The sequence below is a fragment of the Rahnella bruchi genome (assembly GCF_003614975.1).
Lineage (GTDB): Bacteria > Pseudomonadota > Gammaproteobacteria > Enterobacterales > Enterobacteriaceae > Rahnella > Rahnella bruchi.
This window is the reverse complement of the sequence record NZ_QZWI01000001.1, coordinates 263253-284439: the sequence shown is the minus strand read 5'-3', so window position 1 is coordinate 284439 and position 21187 is coordinate 263253. Positions and strand designations below refer to the sequence as shown.

At 43.9% G+C, this 21187-nt stretch carries 21 protein-coding genes; 6 read left to right on the top strand and 15 right to left on the bottom strand.

Annotation, left to right across the window (positions count from 1 at the left end):
• Window positions 1-14: 14 nt before the first annotated feature.
• Complete coding sequence (locus tag D5398_RS01305) at window positions 15-863, bottom strand: GPO family capsid scaffolding protein (RefSeq protein ID WP_120506014.1); 849 nt, start codon at window positions 861-863, stop codon at window positions 15-17.
• Window positions 864-1005: 142 nt separating this feature from the next.
• On the opposite strand from D5398_RS01305, the gene D5398_RS01300 reads away from it, so the two are divergent.
• Together D5398_RS01300 and D5398_RS01295 are read left to right on the top strand one after the other, a co-directional pair.
• Window positions 1006-2769 (top strand): terminase ATPase subunit family protein, encoded by a 1764-nt coding sequence (locus tag D5398_RS01300; RefSeq protein WP_120506013.1) that lies wholly within the window; start codon window positions 1006-1008, stop codon window positions 2767-2769.
• A complete protein-coding gene (locus D5398_RS01295; RefSeq protein ID WP_120506012.1) occupies window positions 2770-3783 on the top strand; it encodes a phage portal protein in 1014 nt (337 codons plus the stop codon). It begins immediately after the preceding gene.
• Between the two features lie 41 nt (window positions 3784-3824).
• Here D5398_RS01295 and D5398_RS01290 read toward each other — a convergent pair whose 3' ends face one another.
• The 12 genes from D5398_RS01290 to D5398_RS01240 all read right to left on the bottom strand — a co-directional run bounded on the left by D5398_RS01290 (window position 3825) and on the right by D5398_RS01240 (window position 14756).
• Entirely contained in the window at window positions 3825-4583 is a 759-nt protein-coding gene (locus tag D5398_RS01290) for a hypothetical protein (protein WP_120506011.1), read from the bottom strand.
• Window positions 4576-5706, bottom strand: coding sequence for a protein-PII uridylyltransferase (locus D5398_RS01285; protein WP_120506010.1), 1131 nt, complete (start codon window positions 5704-5706; stop codon window positions 4576-4578). The genes D5398_RS01290 and D5398_RS01285 overlap by 8 nt, the downstream gene beginning before the upstream one ends.
• Window positions 5693-8029 (bottom strand): sensor histidine kinase, encoded by a 2337-nt coding sequence (locus D5398_RS01280; RefSeq protein ID WP_120506009.1) that lies wholly within the window; start codon window positions 8027-8029, stop codon window positions 5693-5695. The genes D5398_RS01285 and D5398_RS01280 overlap by 14 nt, the downstream gene beginning before the upstream one ends.
• The gene (locus tag D5398_RS01275) at window positions 8013-9695 is read right to left on the bottom strand and encodes an N-6 DNA methylase (protein WP_120506008.1); all 1683 of its coding nucleotides are present in this window, start codon (window positions 9693-9695) and stop codon (window positions 8013-8015) included. The genes D5398_RS01280 and D5398_RS01275 overlap by 17 nt, the downstream gene beginning before the upstream one ends.
• 414 nt (window positions 9696-10109) lie before the next feature.
• Window positions 10110-10277: a hypothetical protein gene (locus D5398_RS25385; RefSeq protein WP_162940697.1), complete on the bottom strand. Its 168-nt coding sequence runs from the start codon at window positions 10275-10277 to the stop codon at window positions 10110-10112.
• 141 nt (window positions 10278-10418) lie between these two features.
• Entirely contained in the window at window positions 10419-12668 is a 2250-nt protein-coding gene (locus tag D5398_RS01270) for a replication endonuclease (protein ID WP_120506007.1), read from the bottom strand.
• Between the two features lie 79 nt (window positions 12669-12747).
• Complete coding sequence (locus D5398_RS01265; protein ID WP_120506006.1) at window positions 12748-12972, bottom strand: TraR/DksA family transcriptional regulator; 225 nt, start codon at window positions 12970-12972, stop codon at window positions 12748-12750.
• A gap of 2 nt (window positions 12973-12974) precedes the next feature.
• Window positions 12975-13253, bottom strand: a complete 279-nt coding sequence (locus tag D5398_RS01260; protein ID WP_244216695.1) for a DUF2732 family protein — start codon at window positions 13251-13253, stop codon at window positions 12975-12977.
• 65 nt (window positions 13254-13318) lie between these two features.
• Window positions 13319-13621: a hypothetical protein gene (locus D5398_RS01255; RefSeq protein ID WP_120506005.1), complete on the bottom strand. Its 303-nt coding sequence runs from the start codon at window positions 13619-13621 to the stop codon at window positions 13319-13321.
• A 7-nt stretch (window positions 13622-13628) separates the two neighbouring features.
• Window positions 13629-13799, bottom strand: a complete 171-nt coding sequence (locus D5398_RS01250) for a phage filamentation protein Fil family protein (protein ID WP_120506004.1) — start codon at window positions 13797-13799, stop codon at window positions 13629-13631.
• A gap of 2 nt (window positions 13800-13801) precedes the next feature.
• Window positions 13802-14308: a phage regulatory CII family protein gene (locus D5398_RS01245; protein WP_120506003.1), complete on the bottom strand. Its 507-nt coding sequence runs from the start codon at window positions 14306-14308 to the stop codon at window positions 13802-13804.
• A 31-nt stretch (window positions 14309-14339) separates the two neighbouring features.
• Window positions 14340-14756, bottom strand: coding sequence for a hypothetical protein (locus tag D5398_RS01240; RefSeq protein WP_119826349.1), 417 nt, complete (start codon window positions 14754-14756; stop codon window positions 14340-14342).
• A 114-nt stretch (window positions 14757-14870) separates the two neighbouring features.
• Between D5398_RS01240 and D5398_RS01235 the strand changes: the two genes are divergently transcribed.
• The 4 genes from D5398_RS01235 (at window position 14871) to D5398_RS01220 (ending at window position 19100) form a co-directional block, all read left to right on the top strand.
• The gene (locus tag D5398_RS01235) at window positions 14871-15740 is read left to right on the top strand and encodes a helix-turn-helix domain-containing protein (RefSeq protein WP_244216694.1); all 870 of its coding nucleotides are present in this window, start codon (window positions 14871-14873) and stop codon (window positions 15738-15740) included.
• Window positions 15741-15847: 107 nt separating this feature from the next.
• Window positions 15848-17287, top strand: a complete 1440-nt coding sequence (locus tag D5398_RS01230) for a DUF2971 domain-containing protein (protein WP_120506002.1) — start codon at window positions 15848-15850, stop codon at window positions 17285-17287.
• Window positions 17288-17877: 590 nt separating this feature from the next.
• A complete protein-coding gene (locus tag D5398_RS01225) occupies window positions 17878-18096 on the top strand; it encodes a DUF7661 family protein (RefSeq protein WP_120506001.1) in 219 nt (72 codons plus the stop codon).
• 305 nt (window positions 18097-18401) lie between these two features.
• Window positions 18402-19100: an extensin-like domain-containing protein gene (locus D5398_RS01220; protein ID WP_120506000.1), complete on the top strand. Its 699-nt coding sequence runs from the start codon at window positions 18402-18404 to the stop codon at window positions 19098-19100.
• Between the two features lie 12 nt (window positions 19101-19112).
• Here D5398_RS01220 and D5398_RS01215 read toward each other — a convergent pair whose 3' ends face one another.
• Entirely contained in the window at window positions 19113-20291 is a 1179-nt protein-coding gene (locus D5398_RS01215) for a M20 aminoacylase family protein (protein ID WP_120505999.1), read from the bottom strand.
• Window positions 20292-20661: 370 nt separating this feature from the next.
• Window positions 20662-20919: a DUF1883 domain-containing protein gene (locus D5398_RS01210; protein ID WP_120505998.1), complete on the bottom strand. Its 258-nt coding sequence runs from the start codon at window positions 20917-20919 to the stop codon at window positions 20662-20664.
• Window positions 20920-21187: the final 268 nt, after the last annotated feature.

Genomic DNA, 21187 nt, shown 5'->3' with positions numbered 1-21187 from the left:
TTAAAGATGTCGGATCAGCAGTCGGTCACTGTCTCGTCAGCGCCTGTACCGCCGGTTGCGTGTGGGCGCTGGTTAAAGTTCTGCGCCGGTGTCAGCGCAAGCTTGCCTTTCAATTCAGTGAGGGCGTCATGTTCGGCAGCGGTGGATTTTTCCAGGGTATCGACGCGGCTCAGCAGATCGTTCAGGCTGGTTTCATGCTTATCAATTTCGGTCTGAGCGTATTGAGCTACCTCGCTGACAGCTTCGTGAACATCGGCCAGGCGGGCATCGTCGGACGCCTGTTTACGTGAAAGCTTTTGTTTCACCAGCGCGAAAAGAGAAGGGGCTGTTTCCGGTGCATCTTCAAACTCAATCAGTGCTTCGGTGGCAACCGTGAAGAGGCTGTCCGGATCGGTTTTACGACCGGCGAGCGGGTTCTGTTTGGCTTTGCGGCTAAACTCCAGCATTTCAGTGCCGAGGCTTGCGGGGTCATCGGTGACGGCCAGACCGACCAGGTAGGATTTATTGGAATTGGCAAAGTTACGTTTGATCTCCATCGAGGTGTAAACCTTCTGCCCGTCGCCGACCATCTGCGTTAAATCCGCAGTCGGGCTTATCATTGCGTACAGAGCCCATTTGTCATGCAGCAGCGGTTCAGCCGCGTCATCAATCTGTTCAGCTTTAAGCTGGATCACGTCGCCATAACGGCGGAAATCACTGGTCGGTAAAACGCCTTTGATGTGCTCCAGATTGACGCGGGCACCGTAGGCTTTCGCGCTGTACGTCTCCGCCATTTGTTTGATGTCATTAGCATCAATTTCGCGGCCGTCGCAGGTGTCGCCTTCGACCCCGATGCGAAACCATTTAGATACTTTCTTTGTCATGTGACTGACTCCGGTAATGAGTGTTGAGAACGGGAGTTAGTTTCCAGACAGTCACCGCAGGCCGCCAGCCGATGCGGGTTGTTGCCCGATGGCACAACGTGGGCAGCGCGAAAAACTGCTGTTCGGCCGGTAACTTGGCGGCATGAATATTTCAAACTCCACCATCATCAGCGACCCGCGCCGACAGGCGGCACTGCTTTACTGGCAGGGTTTTTCTGTGCGGCAAATCGGGGAGATGCTGAGCCAAAAAACGCCGACCGTGCAGAGCTGGAAAACTCGCGACCAGTGGGAGGCCATTGCCCCCATTTCCCGCGTGGAAACCAGCATGGAAGCGCGGCTTATTCAGCTCGTCATGAAAGATGTGAAGGAGGGGAAGGACTACAAAGAGATCGACCTGTTAGGCCGACAGATTGAACGTCTGGCACGGGTAAACCGTTACAACCACACCGGCAGCGAGGCTGATTTAAATCCGAACGTTGCTAACCGTAATAAGGGCGAACGAAAGGCACCCGATAAGAATGTTTTCAGTGATGAGGCCATTGAGAAACTCGGCGATATCTTCATTGAAACCTCGTTTGAGTATCAGCGCGGATGGCATCAGGCAGGGCTTCAGCACCGTATTCGCAACATCCTCAAGTCCCGTCAGATTGGCGCAACCTTCTACTTTGCTAGGGAAGCGCTGATTGATGCACTGACCACCGGCCGTAATCAGATTTTCCTGTCGGCCAGTAAGGCGCAGGCGCACGTCTTTAAGAACTACATCATCGACTTTGCAAGACAGGTGGACGTTGATTTGAAAGGCGACCCGATAGTATTGCCTAACGGCGCACGGCTGATTTTCCTCGGCACCAACGTCCGCACCGCGCAAAGCTATACCGGCAATCTTTATCTGGACGAATACTTCTGGATCCCCAAGTTTCAGGAGCTGCGCAAAGTCGCCTCCGGCATGTCGCTGCATAAGAAATGGCGAAGCACCTACTTTTCCACGCCGTCCAGCCTGGCACACAGCGCCTATCCATTCTGGTCGGGCGAACTGTTCAACAAAGGCCGTCGCAACAAAGCCGACAGGATTGACCTGGATCTCACGCACGCCCACTTGTCGAAAGGCGTGCTGTGCGATGACGGCCAGTGGCGGCAGATAGTGACGGTGGAAGATGCGCTGTCAGGCGGTTGTAACCTGTTCGACCTGGAACAGCTACAACTGGAATACAGTCCCGCCGAATATGAAAACCTGCTGATGTGTGAGTTCGTGGACGATCAGGCATCTGTGTTTCCGTTCGCCGAGTTGCAGGGATGCATGGTGGACAGCATGGACGAGTGGGAAGACTTCGACCCGTACCTGAAGCGACCGTTTGCCTATCGTCCCGTGTGGATTGGTTACGACCCGTCGCACACCGGCGACAGCGCAGGCTGTGCGGTGATCGCTCCGCCGGTGGTTTCCGGCGGCAAGTTCCGCGTGCTCGAGCGTCACCAGTGGAAGGGTATGGACTTTGCCGCACAGGCCAGAAGTATCGAGGAACTCACAAATCGTTATGCCGTGGAGTACATCGGCATCGATGCGACAGGCATCGGGCAGGGTGTGTTCCAGCTTGTTCAGCAGTTCTTTCCGGCGGCGCGTGAGATCCGTTACAGCCCCGAAGTCAAAACCGCGCTGGTACTCAAAGCAAAAGACACTATCAGCTCTGGCCGCCTGGAATATGACACTGGCCATACCGACATCACCGCGTCGTTTATGGCGATCCGCAAAACGATGACCGCCAGCGGCAACCGTTCCACCTACGAAGCCAGCCGCAGTGAAGAGGCCAGCCACGCCGACGTCGCGTGGGCAATCATGCACGCCCTCTTAAACGAACCGCTGACCGCCGCCAACGGCGGACAAAGCCCGAACATTCTGGAGTTCTACTAAATGAGCAAGCGCAAATACCGTAAAACCACACAGACCACGACCACTGAAAGCCAGCAGGGCGCGGAGGTATTCAGCTTCGGTGATCCGACGCCGGTTTTAGACCGCCGCGAGATTCTGGATTACATCGAGTGCACCGGCAACGGCCGCTGGTATGAGCCGCCGGTCAGTTTCGACGGACTTGCCCGCAGTCTTCGCGCCGCCGTTCATCACAGCTCTCCGATTTACGTGAAACGCAATATCCTCGCCTCGACTTTTATCCCGCATCCGCTGCTGAGCCAGCAGGAGTTCAGCAAATTCGCCTTGGATTATTTGGTGTTCGGGAATGCATATCTGGAACTTATCCGCAACCAGCTCGGCGAACCGCTGCGATTTGAGGCAGTGCCGGCTAAGTATGTTCGTCGCGGAGTGGAAGAGGGGACATATTGGTTTGTGCAGGGCTGGAAGGAACCGCACCAGTTCGCAGCAGGCAGCATCTTTCATCTGATCGAACCGGATATTAACCAGGAGATTTATGGTCTTCCGGAATACCTGAGTGCGCTGAACTCTGCCTGGTTAAACGAAGCAGCGACATTGTTCCGCCGCAAGTATTACCAAAACGGCGCGCACGCTGGCTACATCCTCTATATGACCGACGCCGCCCAGAGCAGCAGTGATATCGATTCAATGCGTAAGGCAATGAGGGACACCAAAGGCTTGGGCAACTTCCGCAACCTGTTCATGTACGCGCCGAACGGCAAGAAAGACGGCATTCAGATCCTGCCGCTGAGTGAAGTTGCCACCAAGGATGATTTCTTCAACATCAAGAAATCCAGCCGCGATGACCTGCTAAGCGCGCACCGTGTTCCGCCGCAGATGATGGGGATCATACCTGATAATGCGGGAGGGTTTGGGGATGTGGAGAAGGCGGCGCAGGTATTCGTAAGGAACGAGCTGACGCCGCTGCAGGAGAGGATGAAGGAGGTTAATACACTAAGTAATAAAAAAATATTAAATTTTATTAACTATGTGCTTTAACAAAAATAATTGCCGCAGAACTTTTTGCGGCAATTATTTTACTAAATTAGTGATGGTAATATATTACGTGCAGACAGCGACGATGCGGCACTGGTAGGCAATACTGGTACAGTATGCCCCCAAAATGCTGCAATATCGAGGTAGTATTGTCGCCACCATCGATCTTGAGCGTTCTTTATTAACGAAGTATAAGCAGAATCCTGCATTAGCAAATTCCACTTATCACCAAGGAAATTAGCAATAACAAAGTCTATTGATAACACTATATCCAATGGAGGATGAGCAACTCGCGGTGCATCCATAATCATAATGTTTCCGTAGTCTTGGTGGTTATACATCTTCCTTCCACCATGATGGAAATGATACATTGGGTGTATAAATGTTGTCGGCTGCCCACTAGGTAAATGATAATCAAGATGCCATGAGCCATGAGATTTTTTTATTATAATCTTTTGAGTTTCTTCATCAGGAATCCAAGATGCTTCATATTCAATATCAATATTCATTGATTGGATATCAGAAAACTCATAGCTCGTGTTAACTTTCACATCTGCACCTAACCTAATCTCAATTGGTTCACTCGCAGATGGTGTTATTTGTATTGGCCGCACGTGACCATATTTTTTATCGTTGACAAAAGTTAGATCAACCAACTGGTATTGGCATGTATTATTTTGTAAGTTGCGCCTAAATTGAGCTAAAACATCTTCAATTGGTGTGGGATCTTTGATAATAAGAGAATTTATCAAAATATCTCGAAGTGATGTGATCTCGTTGATTAATGTTGAATTATCAGACATTTGGTAATAACCTCTGTTTCAAAACCTCTCTTTTATATCTATCATCTGGATGAATCTTAAAACCTGCATCTAGGGCTCTGGTTTCGAGAACGCTAATAATATCAAGGTACTTTGGTTGCTCCCAAGGTTTTAAATCGTGGGATTCAGCACGTAATGCGTCATAAGGGTCTAAAGGTTTTTTCGATACAACGCAATTCACCCAAAATTTACTACTTTGATTTGGATATGATGGCTCTAATGGACATAGTTCTTGGATGCTTAGTTTTTCTCTAAGCAGATCAACACGTTGATAACTAGTTAATGCTTTCAATGTGGTTTTGTCTATTTCTGTTTCCCACCAATTTTCTATAAATGTAAACCACCAACGTTCTCGAATTTCAGAAAACACACCTTGATATTTAAAACTAATGAGCAATTCTTTAATATCATCCCATGATTTAGATTTCTCTATATCAATTCCAAGTTTGGTCGCTAGCATTTCTTCAGTTACTAATATACCAGCACTTTTAATAAGAGTGCTTGTTATAGCAAAGGTAGTAGCATAAGGGTCACCATTTTTGCTTTCGAGGTATGAGATAAAACGAGGATCTAAAAGAGATAACGTTTGTTTGTCACAGTTAAGTAGATTTTCTAATTTGTATTCAGTGCTAAGTATTTTATAAGACTGACTCAGGGAAAGCATATATTTAGCGAAATATTCTCCGCATTTCGCATCCCTCAACTGGATTTTATTGATGACTAAGTCAAATAAGTTATGAGATGATTCATCGGGATTATAGTAATCAATGAGGTTTTTTTCATTTGACATTAGAACAATTGGAAGTTGTTGCATATGGTCTGTTTTCGCAGCCATATGAGTTCTGAAATTTTGTGCCAGTGCCGCACCAAAGTAATCAGCTCTATAAGGCGTACCTTGGGCATTATTGGGCAGGTCTAATTTTTGGTCTATAATTATGCCGTCATAATCATTAGCATGCAATATACCAAGATATTGATTCATTGGCATAGGATTATGTAGCTCAATAACCAGCCGTCCGCTGGAGTTATCAACTATTTGTTCAATTTGTCTATGCAAATCCTCGATGCTGTCATCATCGATATACATAAATTTAGTAGATGTCATCAGGGATTTCCTCTGCGCTGGCTCTCGGCAATTTAATTTCGAAACAGGTATTATAACCTTCGGAAGGTTCTGTTACATAGATACTACCATCTAAACCGTCAATGATATCTTTAACGATAGACAATCCTAAACCCATCCCCCTTAAACTCTCTTCTTCTTGACTATAGGCGGCATTTGGTAGGGCGGTCGTATAAAGTGCATTAAATACCTTTTCACGTTTGTCTAAACTTATGCCATCGCCATTATCTTCAAAACGAATAAGTATTTCATCATCGTTAGTAGAGACGAAAACCCCTAGCTTTCCGGGATGCGCACCCGCTCTATAAATTGCTTTGGATGAGTTAGTGAAAAGATTAATTAATACTGATGACATTTCTGATTCATGTATGGGCTTTGTCCAAATACCATAAGAATCATAATCTATTTCAACAATGAACTGTTTTCTCTCGATTGATGGTTGCATCGATTTGAAGAATGAATTGATAATTTGTCTAATTTCTAAAATATTTTTGTGTCGTTGTGAGTTCTTTCTCATGGTGCTATCAAAAAAATCTGTATATGCTCTTAGCATCTCAAGATTATTATTCACAGTTTCAACTTTATTTTTAAGTTCAACATTGCCTTTAAATTCTTTAAGTAGATCGGAAGTATTTAAATCAAGGTTTGTTAAGAAAAGTTGGATTTCGTGAGTAAATTCACCTATAGCGAGTCCCATTGCAGAAAGAACTTTGAAAAGGGATTTTTCATCCACAACTATAGCTGTTAGTTCTTCAATTGTTTTAATATCATCTTCGAGAGAAATAGCATTGTTAGATATTTGTCCTAACTCAAAAATATCTAAAGATTGTGATCCCGCATCTGAAACTTTAAGCGTAACATCGATGACATCTTTTACTTTTTCCTGTAAATCTCTAATTTTAATTTTTAACTCCTCTTCAGGAGCTCGGGAACTTTTCAGAGCAGGTATGTGATTTTTTTGATTCGCTTTTACTTTTACTTTTCTTTCTGAGCTATATCTAATAACTGCCATGGTCAATGCACGATAGGTGAAATCTCTTAGAGCTTCGAATTCGTCATTTTCAATTAAACCTTCGCGCGATGATGTCTCTTCAAAAATAGAACCTTCGTAGTCAAATAATTCAACGTGGCCAACAAAATTTCCATTAGCATGTGGAGGTAAAATAGCTCTTCTTCGAGAGGAGTCATCCAAACTTAACCAGTCATTAAATTTTTCTCCATACGGAGCCAATCGAAAACCATTTCGGTAAAGCTTTATACCTGAGTTACGAGATAAATATTGCTGCGGAGCTCTTGAAAGTTTATCTCCTTTACTTTGTGGGAAGTAATGAACTTGTAACTTGTATTTTGCTTCGAATAACGATTTGTGAATTGAGTCAATTTCTGAGTTTGGAATAATAATTACTTCATTTTCAATGCCATATTTTTTACTACTGACTGAGACGTTACCATTTCCATTAGCATCAATCCAGGCTTCAAAAAAAGCATCAGCTTCGCTTAAAGCTTCAGAATCTTGGTTAGCTATTATTTCATAATTATTGAGAAGCTCTGAATATAGAGACATAACAACATCAAATCCAGGATCGAAATGAGAACGCTCTTCTTCATAAAATGAATTTTTTTGAACAATCGATAAGATATAGGCGTATGTTGTGCTTATGTTTTCAAGTTGCCAAGGTTCTTTAGTATTCTCAATAATAAAAATAGTACCATGTTCAATGCCTGCATCTTTTATTTTATATAACTTATTAGATACAGTTGTAATATTTTTGTTTTTTTGAAATTTGCTCCAATCTATTTCAATTACAAGAGCATAATCTAATTCTTTTCTTTTAGTGATTATTTTAAGTTTATCACCAAGTTTTTGAGCAGAAAAACGGCCAATGCCTTTTTTACCTGCTCTTTGACGTTTGAATTTTGGAGATATTGGCTCATCTTCTTTATCAGAAGTACTTATTTTCATGAAGCCATTTATTAATTGTTGGCGTGTCATGCCATTCCCATTATCAGATATTGTAATCATTCCACCAATATCATGGGTGTCCTTAAACTTTACAGAGACGGACGTAGCATCTGCATCATATGCATTCTTAATAAGTTCACTCACAGCTGTAGTTTTCTTTGCAACTAATTGTTCGCCGAGTCTCTTAACTAAGTTTGCATCGACTGTAAATCTAATATTATCATCATCATATTCTGATAGTTTGGATGCTTTTTCTAATAACTCACCATAATCAGTCTCTTCATCACCAAGCAATGCTAGCATCTGTTTTTTCAGACTCGCTTTCTCATTGTTCATCGACATTTGCTTTCACCCCTTTATAACGATCATTTCTTAGGAAACGCAATCCCTTTTTTAGATTATTACATTCATCAATAGTGAATATTCCATTCTTGATAAATATATCATCTACAGTTTGGCAAGCTTTTTTGAAGTTATTTTCATTTAGAAATTTTTCAATACTCTTCTCTGCATTAAACAGGTCTTCCATACAGGAGTCATTCAAGATGATTTTAATATTTCTTGCCGCAGTTGGTTCTATTTTTAATACGCCAGAACCGTATGAACGCCCCTCAATTTCTGCTGAAAGTTGCGAGTAGCATGAGAGCAAAGATAAACAAACAGCTATTTTATATTTTGTACTATTCTTCTTCTTGAAATAAACTCGGTGGATTGAATTAGTGCAATTAATTTTTGCTTGATTGATTACCATACGCGGCCCTTCATGCAACATGTAACTTAAGAAGGCGTGAGGATACAAACCATCATCAGGTTGATACCAATGATGTCTTTTTTTAAATGTTCTGTTTTTAGCTCTTTTTTCAGAGCTAACCTTAGCAAGGTATTTTCTTAAAAATGTGAATTTTTCAGACATCTGCTCTTCAGATGCGTGTAATAATAGAGCTCGCTTATTATTTCCTATTAGTTTATTTTGCCTAAAGACGTTATGCCTTACACCAACTAAGTCAGAAAATCGAGATACTACTGGACGCAGGTAGGAGTCCGATAGATTATATTCGTTTTTTCTTTCGTTAGAAATTACGAAAACTTCATTGGCACCTGTTACCATGCCTATTTTTATACTAATTATCTCATTCAATAAAAGGCAATTAGACTGCGTTGAAATATTTTCATATGTGAGTAATATTTCAGAAGGTAATAAGTTAAGCTTGAAGTTATCGTGTTTGCTACTTATTCTGACGCTTCGGTCGTTTAGTATGATATTAAGTGAATTAACATTTTCTGCACTATAAACATTATATAAACCGTCAGTAACTTCTTTAGATGAAAAACCTTCACAGACAAAGATTACGGATGCTTCATCAGCGCCTGCATCTTTAAAAAATCGTTCATTTATTTTTATGACCTTTATTTTTGAAAAGTGTTTTTTATGTATGTTTATTAAAGCACTTGCATAATAGGCATGTAAAAGGCTACTAGGTAATACCCATGCAACACGCCCATTTTCATTGAGAAATGATAAACTATGAAGGAGGAAGAATGCCCACAAACTAGAGTTTCTTCCTAATGTTCTTTCGTTATAAATCGATTTATCTAGAACATCTTGACAACTTATTCTCTGCTTGCTTGTCATGTTATGCATCGAAATGTATGGAGGGTTACCAATAACAATATCGAAGTTTTTTTGAGTAAAGTCATCGGGCTTTACATTTATAAAATCGTCAAAAATAAATTTATTACTAATGTCTGATATTTGAAATTTCTGTGCCAAAATTTCAAACGCGGTTTCGTCAATATCAACACCATAAAGGTTTTGTTCGGGACAATCATTCCCCAATTGTCGTAGTCGTGTAACACAACTCTCTAGAAATCCACAGCCTCCAAAGCTTGGTTCTAGCAAAGAGTCTTCCACAGAACGTATAGCCCAGTTAGCCAAAGCTTGGCTAAGCTCAGGTGGGGTATAATATGCCCCGAGCTCTCTCCTTTTAGCGAGAGTATAAGAGTTCATTGGTGACCTACGAAAATGTTAACCATATTAATCTTTTCTGCACTGTTTATAGTAGATTTATCTAAAAGCATCTTAACTCAATGTGATCCGAAACCAAACCAAATCATAGTTTAAGATGTGTAATTACAGGGTGCTAACCCATTTAAAACAATATCTTATTTTTTCTTGGGTGTGAATGATAGCTGTATGTAGATGAGTGTTTTTGAAACATCACAGAATGTTTTACGAACTGCGCGCAATGCTATCCCCGCCACGCCTGCCCGCTTTATAGGTCGCTTTTGATGCAGTTGCGTGATCCACTGTGATCCACGCCAGCACTGGTGTCGCGGGGAGAAAAGAGCAGGGCGATCACAATGCAAAATCATGCACTCACTGCATGCAGAGCTATCAAAGTGAGATCGCCCGCGTTCCTGGCTATTCTTCATCGTCGTAAACAGAGAATGGCACTGACGGCGTGTCTTCTTCATCCAGAACGCTATCGGCCATGTCAGAGATCATTTCCATCACCAGCGCATATTCGTCATTTCTGCACTGGGCTGACTGTGTGATGTCAGCCATAAGCCGGATTTTTATCAAAGCCATCTTTAGCTCATGAGAGGATTCCATTACTCACTCCAATGCACTGTTTATTTATACAGTATAATATTATCATTTCTTAACAAATTCCAATAAAAACTGAATGTTACTTTTTAACCAATAGCTTAGATGAATGTTTCAACAGTTTTAGTCGTCATAAAATTCCTGCCAGTCCATAAGAGGGGGATGATGGATCACAACATCACCAAAACTGATTTTGGCTCCCCGGGTTAATGCTTCCAGCTCCCATCTTTGAGCTTTGATATCGTGTTTAAGCAATTCCTGTTCAATCTGAGGCAATCGCGCCCGTTCTTCAGGCGTCAATCTTGCCGATGGGGCAACATCACGGCCTTTAGTCGGGTCAAAACTTCGCTGTGATTTACTCACCTTCGGCGTTTCTTCACGTATACGCGCCACAATCGCCCTCACAGCGGCAGTGTCTGTCCAGTCAATAACTCGCAGTTTGTCAGAATTAGACGTTGTAAGGTCGCTCCCAGCCTTGCTATCGCGCCTATTTGCAGCCTGTTTCTTTCCACCTAACCCACAGTTATTGACAGGACTCCGAGGCGCGCCGGAGGCGCTTTTTAAGGTCAAAACCTCAACGTCAACGGCGGAAGAAACGATGCGCCATTGTGTTGTACGGGTTTCATAAACGCGGGAGTCGCCGAGGTGAGGCGCGAAAATGCCCACAACCTTTTTCACTTCCTCATCGTATGCGTTCAGCTCATCAGCAACGCGGCGGGCTACACGCACAGTTTGATCATCGCGTGGAACATTTGCGCCGCCCTGGGCTGACATGTACGCCATGAAATCACCGGCATCAGCAGCAGCGCGGACGGCTTCCACTTCTTCGTCAAAGGTTTCAGTCAGACTGATGGAACGGATGCGGCGGCACTCACGGTATGAACCCATGGTAGGCAGGCCGATAGGATGGAACTGAGGTATACGCCAGGTAGCAGCCCAGGCAGTAACAGCAGCAGCGGAGTCTGTCAGCAACTCGCCTGTTTCGTGGTCGCGCTCGCCTTCCAGTGCGTAACCGTCGATGTTCTTTGCAATGTATTTGGCGATGTAGCCAGCCGCGCCGCCACGGTTCAGGTGCTTACAGTCAAAGCGGTTTTTAGCTGCGCCGCGTTCGTCACCGTCTTCTTTCATGGCGTATTTGCGCATGATATCGATCACCCGCTGACGCATGGCGGGCTTTGTGAATAACATCATGTGCCAGTGCGGAGTCGCGTCGTGGTGAGGCTCAACAACGCGCATCCCATAAACAGACAGACCGCTATCCTTGAACGCGGTGCGCATTTTACTCCAGATCCCGCACAGATAACGCTGCGCATCTTTCGGGGTATAGGCTTCTTTGTCCCAGGCGTGATTTCGCTGAACACGCTTTTTATCGCCCTTACCCACCATGCGGGTCGGGTGATATTTGGAAGGCGTGGTGATGGTCAGGAACATCCCGACGTCGCCATTTGCAGCGGCATATTTTTCGGTGCCGGCGATCGTGCTCATTAACTCCATGCGGCGGATTTCAGGGTTTGAAATACTCGCCATCACTTTGTCGATCAGACTGAAACGCTCGCCGGTTTCGATGTTCTCCAGATCGCAGCTTTTCAGGTAGTCGAGATTAGACAGGCGGCGCGCACGTACTTCACGGATAGCCTGCTTACTGGCATAGGGAGAGGCGTCGCGGTTTACTTTGCCGATGGCGATCAGCAAAGATTCACGCCAGCGGGTGCGCTGGCCTTTCAACTGGCGTAACCACCAGTCCGGATTAACCTGGCGCGACATGGAGGCGATAGCGGAAACGGTATCCAGCTTCCCTTTGCAATACCTTGTCCAGTACATCGGCGTGACATTGAAAGCCTGTGCCATACCTGCGATTTCGCTGTACAGCTCGCACTGGGTATCAGCCTCAAAAAGAATCGAATTATCCCCGTTGTATTGAGCAAGCAGCTGATCACAACGGTCTTCATAGATTTCTTTCAGTTGTCCGGCGATGTCCTTGGCGAACCGGCGCAAGGGTTTATCGCTCATGCTCGGCAGCCGGTGATAGGTGTCTGCCTCAGACATGAATTTCATGGAGGCTTTGACATTCATTGCGTGACCCGCATTAACCGCCTCGACGCGGGGAAGGATGCTGCGAGCAAGGGTATAAACCAGGTATTTATTGGCGGCGTGAATGCCCTGAGTTTTCAGCAGATACGCATGGCGACCTGTGAAAATTTCCCGCAGGTCGGTAGAGAGGGCTTTTACTCTGATTAAAACGGCTTGCCCCTGATTGTATTCATCACGGGTAAGCGGTCTTTCGAGGCCAGAAATGGCCTGGCGTGGTTTATTCCAGGGAAACGCCCAGACTTCGGGCGTTTTAATCAGAGGGGTAAAACGGCTGGTCTGCATTACATACCGTCTTTGATATCAATGACCAGATAGCCAGCGTTAATACCGGCCAAGATGAGTAATGCCACTGAGAAAACGATCACTTGTTTCCTCTGTAATGTCTGGCGTTCAACTCGGCGAGTTCTTTGCAGTAGACACAAAGCTCAACACCTGGCAGAGCTGCACGGCGTTCCTCTGGTATCGGACGATTACACTCGATGCAGAACATTGCGGAAACGCCTGCAACAGTTGCGCGTGCGGCTTGGATTTGGGCGGAAAGGACGAGATCAGCGCGCTCCTGGGCGGTGTCAATTACATCAGCCATAGTTACGCCTCCGCTTCACTTTGGATTCGGTTAGCTTCAATGCGTAGTGCTTCTGCAGCTTCAATCCCTGTCATTTCACGTTTGAGGATAAAACTGGCAATCGCTTCCAGGCGGCCGGCAAATACCACCGCTCGATTGGCGCGTTCTTCATTACGAGCAGTGTCCAGCATCAACGATAAATCAGGAACAGAGGTGTAATCGCGTTCTGGCGAAGCTAAATCAATGCCCATAACTGGCAAACCAACAATATTCCGAGGGGTGTTATCAATCATATTTTTCATATAAGAACTCCTGTTTTGGGCAAAAGAATGCCCGGCGGGTTGACGCCAGTTAATTTGGATTCGGATTAGTGTTTAATGTTTATCTTGCAGTCATCTTCACTGATAAATTTCGGCAGTGATTCAGTTAAACCAAGCAAAGAATTTAGCGCCGCAATTACATGATGCCTTTCCGTCGGTGTTAATTCAGAAAACTTCATCTCAAGATGGCGACGAGATAAGCCAGCATGAAAACAGATTGTTCTACGCATATGCAGCGGCTGAGTATCAAATGTTTCCTGTGCTACATTCTTTCTGAAATCAAACATCTCTTTAATTCTGGAAAGATGTTTTTTGCCTATTTGAATATGTTCTTCATTCACTAAAGACATAATCACCTCAACTAAACAGACGCTTTAAAAGCGGTTTTGAATTTCTCACGGCCTGCGGGGCAGTGGTTTGTGACATTGAAGGGTTCCAACGCTTTCCACCTGGCAATTCGATGCAACCATGGCCGAAATGGCGAGAAGGACTTTGCTGTTTTAAAAATGGAGCAATAGAAACAGCCATATTCACATCAGCCCATTTGTCGTGACGCTTGCAATAGCACCAACTGCAGATGCCAGGGCAGGGGATGCCTGTACTCGGCCTTGAACAACTAAACCGATCAATGACAGATGGCGAATACCGGCATTAACACCTTCGAGTAAGGACATACGACGCTGAGAACTGACCGTACCACCTTTCACTGCATCAGCTGCAATAGAACCTACGGCGGCAGTTGCCTGTAGTGCGTAGGTTGAAAGATTAGAAGTAGCAATCTCATTGACCGGAACAGACGGCAGGCAATTTATCTGTGCCAGCATGCCATCGAGAAGGGTAGCGTCCTCAGTCAGGTCAGTGATTAAAAGAACTTCCTCACAGGTAAGTTTATGAGGTTGTTCAGGGTTGAACTTATTGCGCAGGATTTGGGGTTTAGTTCCCATTAGCGCGGCAAGTTCAGTAAGGTTATGACGATTCACAAATGCCTTACATGCATCGTCAAAGTGAGCGTGTTTGGAAACGCGATAATCAAACATTGTTAGTCCCTGCTAGTTTGAATAATCTGACTCAACGATTTATGTAGCGGCACTTGATGGCTTGCTGACGGTTTTTCTCACGCCAGGCCTCAAGATTGATCAGGGCATTTCCATGACGTTCCATAACTACAGTTTGCATTTGACCTGTTTTGCGGTTTTTGCGCTGCTGGGTGATTGTGGTTGAAGGAGTTGGTGCAAGGAGGACTACGCCATTCGCGATCCATTTTTCCAGGACTGCGGAGCTGATGCCGTTAATTGCAGCAAAATCTTTTTTAGAGATTGTCGGGGAGTTAGCGAGTGTGGTCAGTTGCAAACTTATTGAGTTCACAATTGTTGCCGAGAGGGCTGACTCCAAGGCCGGTAGCAGCTGGGATACAACAGAGTTTAACAGTTCCTTAGAAACGGTCGTCTTATCAGAGGGTACTTGAATTGCATTCTGAGGTGACATAACGCAAAATCTCCTTTCTGTCGTTTGAGTTCTACTGTGTAACATGTGGTGTGTTGTCACTTTAGATCGTAAAAACGATTTGGTAAATGTTTTTTTATCACTTCGGTGCTTTTTATGATTGGCGAAAAAATGGATAGTCAGGAAATCCTGAACAGATTGATGTCGGCTTATGGAGTTAGTTCTCAAAAAAGTTTAGCCGAGGCGCTTGCCATACCTGCTAATAACATAAGTGGCTGGCTTCAGCGTGGCAGTGTTCCTGGTAACCCAATCATCAAATGTGCTTTAGATACTGGTTCAGATCTTCGCTGGTTAGTTACGGGGGAATTTGCAAATGCAAATATTGAGCGTATGGCTTTTAAAAGTTTTCGCTCACGATCTGAGCAAGGTAAAGCCCTTATTGATAAGATGCTTTCAACTGGTGGGAAAGCAGTCCTTCAAAGAGTCATGAGCGCATACGGGTTTGCTACTCAAAAGGAATTAAGTGAATATCTCGGTATATCAACGGGAACTATAAGCACATGGGTTCGCCGAGAATATTTCCCTGGTGATGTAGTTATTGCCTGCGCATTAGACACGGGAGTTTCACTTGGATGGTTAGCTACAGGTGAGATTAGTACTGAATCGCAGGAAGAACATGTAACCTCAGCAATACCTACGATCGCTAAAAAAATACTTCTGGCAGGCAAGCTTGATGATGACGGTTTTTGCTACATCGATGAGTCATTTGTCCCCGAGGGGGTCAATTTCAAAAACCTGAATTATGTTCGTAGTGGAAAATCAGCATGGCTGATAGAAATGGATGTTAACGAAATATCAAATGGATCATGGCTGCTAAATATTGATGGGGTGTTGGATGTATATACAGTATCCCGTAGGCCAGGGAATAAATTGCGCATCACTGGACATGATGGTGAATTTGAATGTTCCGCTAATGATGTTATCGCTAAGGGATTAGTGGTCGTTATATTGAAAAATTCCATCTAAAAATGTGGGGAATTCACTTTGTGTATTTTTATTTAGATGAATTTGTTACGGTTTTTTTATGATAAGCATTATTTAATATAATATTCATGGCTTAAAAGGAAAATTAAATGAGTGAAATTTATTATCGATTTAGAAAGATTGATAGCCTCCTAGGTGTCCATAAAGAGTTGGAATCTCAAACCATCTACTTCTCACCACCCGAGGCTTTAAATGATCCAATGGAGGGCTACAGGAATTTATTTTGGGATGGAGATGTGATTATTTGGACTAATTTATTCAGACATTACATCTCGTGTCTTGAAAGCGTTTTTCAGGAGTTTATTGTAAGTGGAGAATCGAGAGAAATAAAAAATATTGATATACCTGTTTTTAGATGCTCTAAAGATTTGCCAACAGATAAATATAAAGATTTAATAAGTGCAATAACTACGGAGTTTGTCACTAATGCATTTGTAGTTAAGCTAATATCCCAGATTGCCACACGGACTACTCATATTAAAAGGGATGAGTTAAATATTTATCTTTCATCAATTCATCACCTAGCATTAGACATAGTATGCAAGCATTATGATGAGTTGGCGAATGCCCCTATAGGCTTAAGAGTTGACGATCCAGAAAAAGAAGTTCGAGGCATAATTGAAAGGGGATTTATTGAGAAAGTCGAAAGTAATTTGAAAAGTGAAAATGGTGATAGAAAAATACAAACTCTTTTCTCTGCCACTAAAAGTGTGTTGATACAATTATCGCTTTCTGGTTTTCACAATAATATTATGGATGCCAAGAAAAAAAATAGATATATGGTTGTTTTCAGTTTCCCTGACAGATATATCACTTCTTTAGAGCAATTAATGTACCCTGATTGGTATACTGCTTGTTTTATGACGTCTTCCACAAACTCTTCTGTCTGGGGGAATTATGGAGATAATCATCAAGGTGTCTGCATGATTTTTCATGCAGATGAGAATTCTTGTCTGACATTGCATACAAAAACTGGATTTACAGCCTCTCAGAATTCCTATAAAGAAACAAGTGGGGATGTCCCGCATAAATTCCATGAAATTAAATATGAGCCCGGTTTTAGTGAGGTCGATTTTTTTAGAAGTATTGGCCGCTTGCCTATCCCCGATTTAAATTACTCTTGGTATATCGACCCGATAAGCAGAGCTGCCAGTATTTGCTCAGAGGCTCTCATTAATGATATTGATGGGTGGCAAGATGATTATTGGAAAAGATTTTATCGTGATATCACTAAAAAATCTGAGGACTGGAAGTATGAGAAGGAATTCAGAATTATTTTGAGGAATGGTGAGACTGTAAACTATAATAATCCAAGTGATAGAGCAAGAAAGTATGATTTCTCATCGCTGAAAGGTATCATTTTTGGAATAAAAACGAAGCTTGATGATAAATTAAAAATCATAGAGATAATCAAAGAAAAGTGCCAAGAAAATGGAGTTAATGAATTTAGGTTTTACCAAGCATTTTATTGCGAAGAAAATAAAATAATATCTAACTTTCCTCTGTCTATGCTGGACATAAAAAGTTAATCATCCTCTGTCTTATTGAATGTACTCGGTCGCAAAGATATGGGAATCATCATTATTGAAAATAAGCTGCTAGTTTGTTTTCGTTATCTGTCATATTTATTTGCGATCTTATCATAATAGACGGGTTTTTTTTATCAGGCCTTATTCATAGTTGCATATCAAGTGTCAATTTAGACTTAATATATATAGTTACATATATCCATTGGTTGCGACTACATTGTGTCAACATTGTCCGTTTCTTATCTTATGGCTGTCAGGCGCGTTGACAGTGAGATGCTATGACCGCGCAGTGAGCCTGGTAACCATTAAGTAAATCAACAACATTTAATTTTGATTAAAATCGAAGTGCGCCTGTCAGTTGTAACTTATCGCCATTTTGTCGCCAATTACAATCTTAACACACTGATTTAAAGTGCAATAATTAGTATTCGGTCTTTTTTTTGCCTGTTTTTTAAATCTTGAATCTTTGCAAAAATCACCCTATTACACCGTTCTCTCTTATCCTCACCGCAACCCATTTAGACTTCCGGCCACCGCTTTGGCTATGATGTTTAAATATGGCACATGCCTGATTAGGCAGAGGGAGTTCTATGCTGATTTATAGTGTTTTTGGTCGCCACCTCGCAGTTAAAAAAACTTCCGATGGTTGGCAGGTCTTCCGTGCTGATATGGCAGAAAGAAAATTTTCCAGGCTTTATGACATCATCATCCCTGATGATATGACTGAGGATGAAATACCCGGATGGCTTGGGGATATATTTCATGAGGCCGCCAGTGAACGCCATCCGGATGTTAAGCGGGTCGAATAACTGGGAGAGGATTGTCTCTTTGCACTGACAAATGGCAGACAAAAAAAAGCCCACTCGGGGCGGGCTGAAAGGGGTATTGCGAGGGTCTTACACACTATGAAGGACAGTTCACAGTGGACACAGGAGAAAAAACTTCGTCTTCGGTAATAAAAGTAACAAACTCAGTGTCGATTTATGTCAAATCTTCGTAAGTTTATTGCCCGACTTGTAACCCCGTCAGACTCTTATTTACTCAGGCACTATACTCAGGATATTACTCCCGAAAAATCAAGGGACTGCTGCGCCACAACCGTGTAAGGAGCATTATGCGATACTGGGTAAGTTTGATTTTAATTGTAGTGGCTGTTTATTTCGGCGGTCCGTGGATAAGTCGTCATGTACCCTCTGAATATAATCCTTTCACACCGCTGGCTATTACTGACCCGCCGAACTTGATAACCCGCTACAAATTAAGGCAGCTGGATAATAATCCTCATGAATGCCTGGCGGCGCTCGAACGTGCTCAAAAAGATGGCGCTATCCAGTTCAGCAGTGCAGGCGATATGGGAGGTAAGTGTCCGCTGATTAATCCTGTGCGAGTCCGCGGGTTTGGTGAAGTTACGCTGAGTTCGAGTTATCTGGCGAGTTGTCGGCTTGCCCTCAGCAGCGCGATGTTTGTCGGGCAGGTAGCGAAGCCTTTAGCTTCGCAGGAATTAGGGTCACGGCTGCTGAAAATTGACCATCTCGGCAGTTATGCCTGTCGGAACGTTTATAATAAACCCGATGCCCGGCTTAGCGAACATGCGACTGCTGAAGCACTTGATATTGCCGGTTTTGAGCTGGCAGATGGCCGCCATTTAACTGTACTAAAACAATGGCCACAGTCAGGGACTGAGGCGCAGTATATCCATACTTTGTTTGCAGAAAGTTGCCCGTTTTTCGGAAACTCTATAGGGCCAGATTATAATGCAGCGCATGCTAACCACTTTCACTTAGGCATGCGCTGGTTTGGTTTTTGCCGCTAAGCAGTTACAGCTTTAATCTGCCAGATAGCGTTCAACCAGACGCGTCCAGTAAGCAGCGCCGAATCTCAGGCTTTCATCATTAAAGTTGTAGGCCGGATTATGCAAAACGGTGCTGTCACCGTTGCCCAGGCGCAGAAAACAGCCCGGTTTGTTCTGCAGGAAATAAGCAAAATCTTCACTGCCTGAAATTGGCGGCAGATTATCGATTACATTCTCTTCACCCAGCAGCTCTTTTGCGACTTCGGCTGCAAACGCTGTTTCCTTATCATGATTCACAAGTACCGGATATCCGGGCACATATTCGATTTCGGCCCGCGCGCCATATCCGGTTGCATGATTTTCCACCAGCTGACAAATTCTCAGCTCGAGGATTTTGCGCACTTGCGGATCGAACGAACGGACACTCATTTCCAGACGCGCAGTTTCCGGGATGACATTCGCCGCATGGCCGGAGTGCAATGAACCTATAGTGACTACCGCGGTTTCATTCGGGTCAATATTGCGTGAAATCACCGACTGCAATGCAACTACAAGGCTGCCAGCAACCAGAATAGGGTCGACAGTCATATGAGGGCGAGCCGCATGACCGCCTTTGCCATGAATAGTGATATTAACGGTGTCGCAGGCCGCCATAAACGGCCCTGAACGGAACATCATTTTCCCGACCGGATATCCCGGATGATTATGTAAGCCGTAGACGGCATCGCACGGGAATCGCTCAAAAAGTTGCTCTGCCAGCATGCGCTCTGCGCCGCTGTTAAAACCGATTTCTTCTGCTGGCTGGAAAATCAGATGCACGGTGCCAGAGAAGTTTTTGCTACGCGCCAGCTGTTCGGCTGCGCCCAACAGCATGGTGGTGTGGCCGTCATGCCCGCAAGCATGCATTTTTCCTGGATTCTGGCTGGCGTAGTTCACACCCGTTTGCTCCGTTATCGGCAATGCATCCATATCCGCGCGGATACCAATGCTTCGTGAACCATTGCCCAGCGTCATTGTACCGATCACGCCGTAGCCGCCAACGCCAGTCGTCACCAGATAGCCCAGCGATTCTAATCTTTCAGCGACGAGGGCAGCGGTTGCCGATTCTTCATTGGAGAGTTCCGGGTGTTGGTGCAGGTGTTGGCGAACTTTACGCAGCTCAGGAACAAGGTCAGCTACGTCAGCGATGGTGCAAAGTGATTTATTATTCATTATGAGATATCTGTTTTTGCCTGAAATAAATCCGGTGAACTGACCGGCGCCACGTCGTTACATCAACAGAATGCAATGCGAAATCACTGCTGGCAATCAATTAATCAGGCCAAAAAGGGGGGTTCTTAAATTTATGGAATGTTCAATTCAATAACGCTATGTAACTGATGTAATACGCTAAAGTTTCTTACGCGATGTTACGCAAGAATTCACTTTGCCCGTAGACAGTATTCCCGGTTGCCTATACTTTCAGGGGTAGCAATTTGTCGGGTTGCGAGGTATGAAGATCAGGCAAATGGTTTCCCATTCGCCTGAGCAAAAATACTAAAATGGTGAAGGCTGTTTTTATATAAGAAGGATAAGAGGGTGATCAGGCAGGGAGATAGCTGATGGAGTGCTCCAGAGAGTCACATTTGGAATCAATGAGGACATCCCAGACGCCTTTATAAGGGATCCCGACATAAGCCGTATTCTGATCGTTAACCGTCAAAATATCACCGAAACCTGAGTGACGTCCTTTTCGCTCAACCTCATTTTCACACATCAGATGTATGTGACATTTTTCTGAACAACGTATGACGACGGTGTCGCCACCAAACAGACTCAATCTGGCTCGAACAATAGGCATGACTCTTCCCCAATTAGATAAAGCACCTGAAATACGCTGTAACCGAACACTGCCAGGTTTTAAGCTGCCCAGACCGGGAGTGATATTGGTCACACAACGCTCATTAATCTATAAAACCAGACTAAAGCTGGGGGAATAATGACTTTAATCAAATGTTATAAGAATCTTTTAGAGATTAATTATTCACCATTTTTATGCGTGTTAGAAAAAACGATCCTATTTTTAGGAAAGAAGTCAAAATGTAATGACGAGGTTAATGAAAAGTGCT

Bases quoted from the DNA above. Each gene is read 5' to 3' on its own strand.
- D5398_RS01260 (WP_244216695.1), bottom strand. From the start codon at position 13,253: ATGAAAAATATGATTGATAACACCCCTCGGAATATTGTTGGTTTGCCA.
- D5398_RS01250 (WP_120506004.1), bottom strand. From the start codon at position 13,799: ATGGCTGTTTCTATTGCTCCATTTTTAAAACAGCAAAGTCCTTCTCGC.
- D5398_RS01240 (WP_119826349.1), bottom strand. From the start codon at position 14,756: ATGTCACCTCAGAATGCAATTCAAGTACCCTCTGATAAGACGACCGTT.
- D5398_RS01245 (WP_120506003.1), bottom strand. From the start codon at position 14,308: ATGTTTGATTATCGCGTTTCCAAACACGCTCACTTTGACGATGCATGT.
- D5398_RS01275 (WP_120506008.1), bottom strand. From the start codon at position 9,695: ATGAACTCTTATACTCTCGCTAAAAGGAGAGAGCTCGGGGCATATTAT.
- D5398_RS01235 (WP_244216694.1), top strand. From the start codon at position 14,871: ATGATTGGCGAAAAAATGGATAGTCAGGAAATCCTGAACAGATTGATG.
- D5398_RS01255 (WP_120506005.1), bottom strand. From the start codon at position 13,621: ATGTCTTTAGTGAATGAAGAACATATTCAAATAGGCAAAAAACATCTT.
- D5398_RS01230 (WP_120506002.1), top strand. From the start codon at position 15,848: ATGAGTGAAATTTATTATCGATTTAGAAAGATTGATAGCCTCCTAGGT.
- D5398_RS01285 (WP_120506010.1), bottom strand. From the start codon at position 5,706: ATGACATCTACTAAATTTATGTATATCGATGATGACAGCATCGAGGAT.
- D5398_RS25385 (WP_162940697.1), bottom strand. From the start codon at position 10,277: ATGGCTTTGATAAAAATCCGGCTTATGGCTGACATCACACAGTCAGCC.
- D5398_RS01305 (WP_120506014.1), bottom strand. From the start codon at position 863: ATGACAAAGAAAGTATCTAAATGGTTTCGCATCGGGGTCGAAGGCGAC.
- D5398_RS01300 (WP_120506013.1), top strand. From the start codon at position 1,006: ATGAATATTTCAAACTCCACCATCATCAGCGACCCGCGCCGACAGGCG.
- D5398_RS01215 (WP_120505999.1), bottom strand. From the start codon at position 20,291: ATGAATAATAAATCACTTTGCACCATCGCTGACGTAGCTGACCTTGTT.
- D5398_RS01290 (WP_120506011.1), bottom strand. From the start codon at position 4,583: ATGTCTGATAATTCAACATTAATCAACGAGATCACATCACTTCGAGAT.
- D5398_RS01265 (WP_120506006.1), bottom strand. From the start codon at position 12,972: ATGGCTGATGTAATTGACACCGCCCAGGAGCGCGCTGATCTCGTCCTT.
- D5398_RS01225 (WP_120506001.1), top strand. From the start codon at position 17,878: ATGCTGATTTATAGTGTTTTTGGTCGCCACCTCGCAGTTAAAAAAACT.
- D5398_RS01270 (WP_120506007.1), bottom strand. From the start codon at position 12,668: ATGCAGACCAGCCGTTTTACCCCTCTGATTAAAACGCCCGAAGTCTGG.
- D5398_RS01280 (WP_120506009.1), bottom strand. From the start codon at position 8,029: ATGTCGATGAACAATGAGAAAGCGAGTCTGAAAAAACAGATGCTAGCA.
- D5398_RS01295 (WP_120506012.1), top strand. From the start codon at position 2,770: ATGAGCAAGCGCAAATACCGTAAAACCACACAGACCACGACCACTGAA.
- D5398_RS01210 (WP_120505998.1), bottom strand. From the start codon at position 20,919: ATGCCTATTGTTCGAGCCAGATTGAGTCTGTTTGGTGGCGACACCGTC.
- D5398_RS01220 (WP_120506000.1), top strand. From the start codon at position 18,402: ATGCGATACTGGGTAAGTTTGATTTTAATTGTAGTGGCTGTTTATTTC.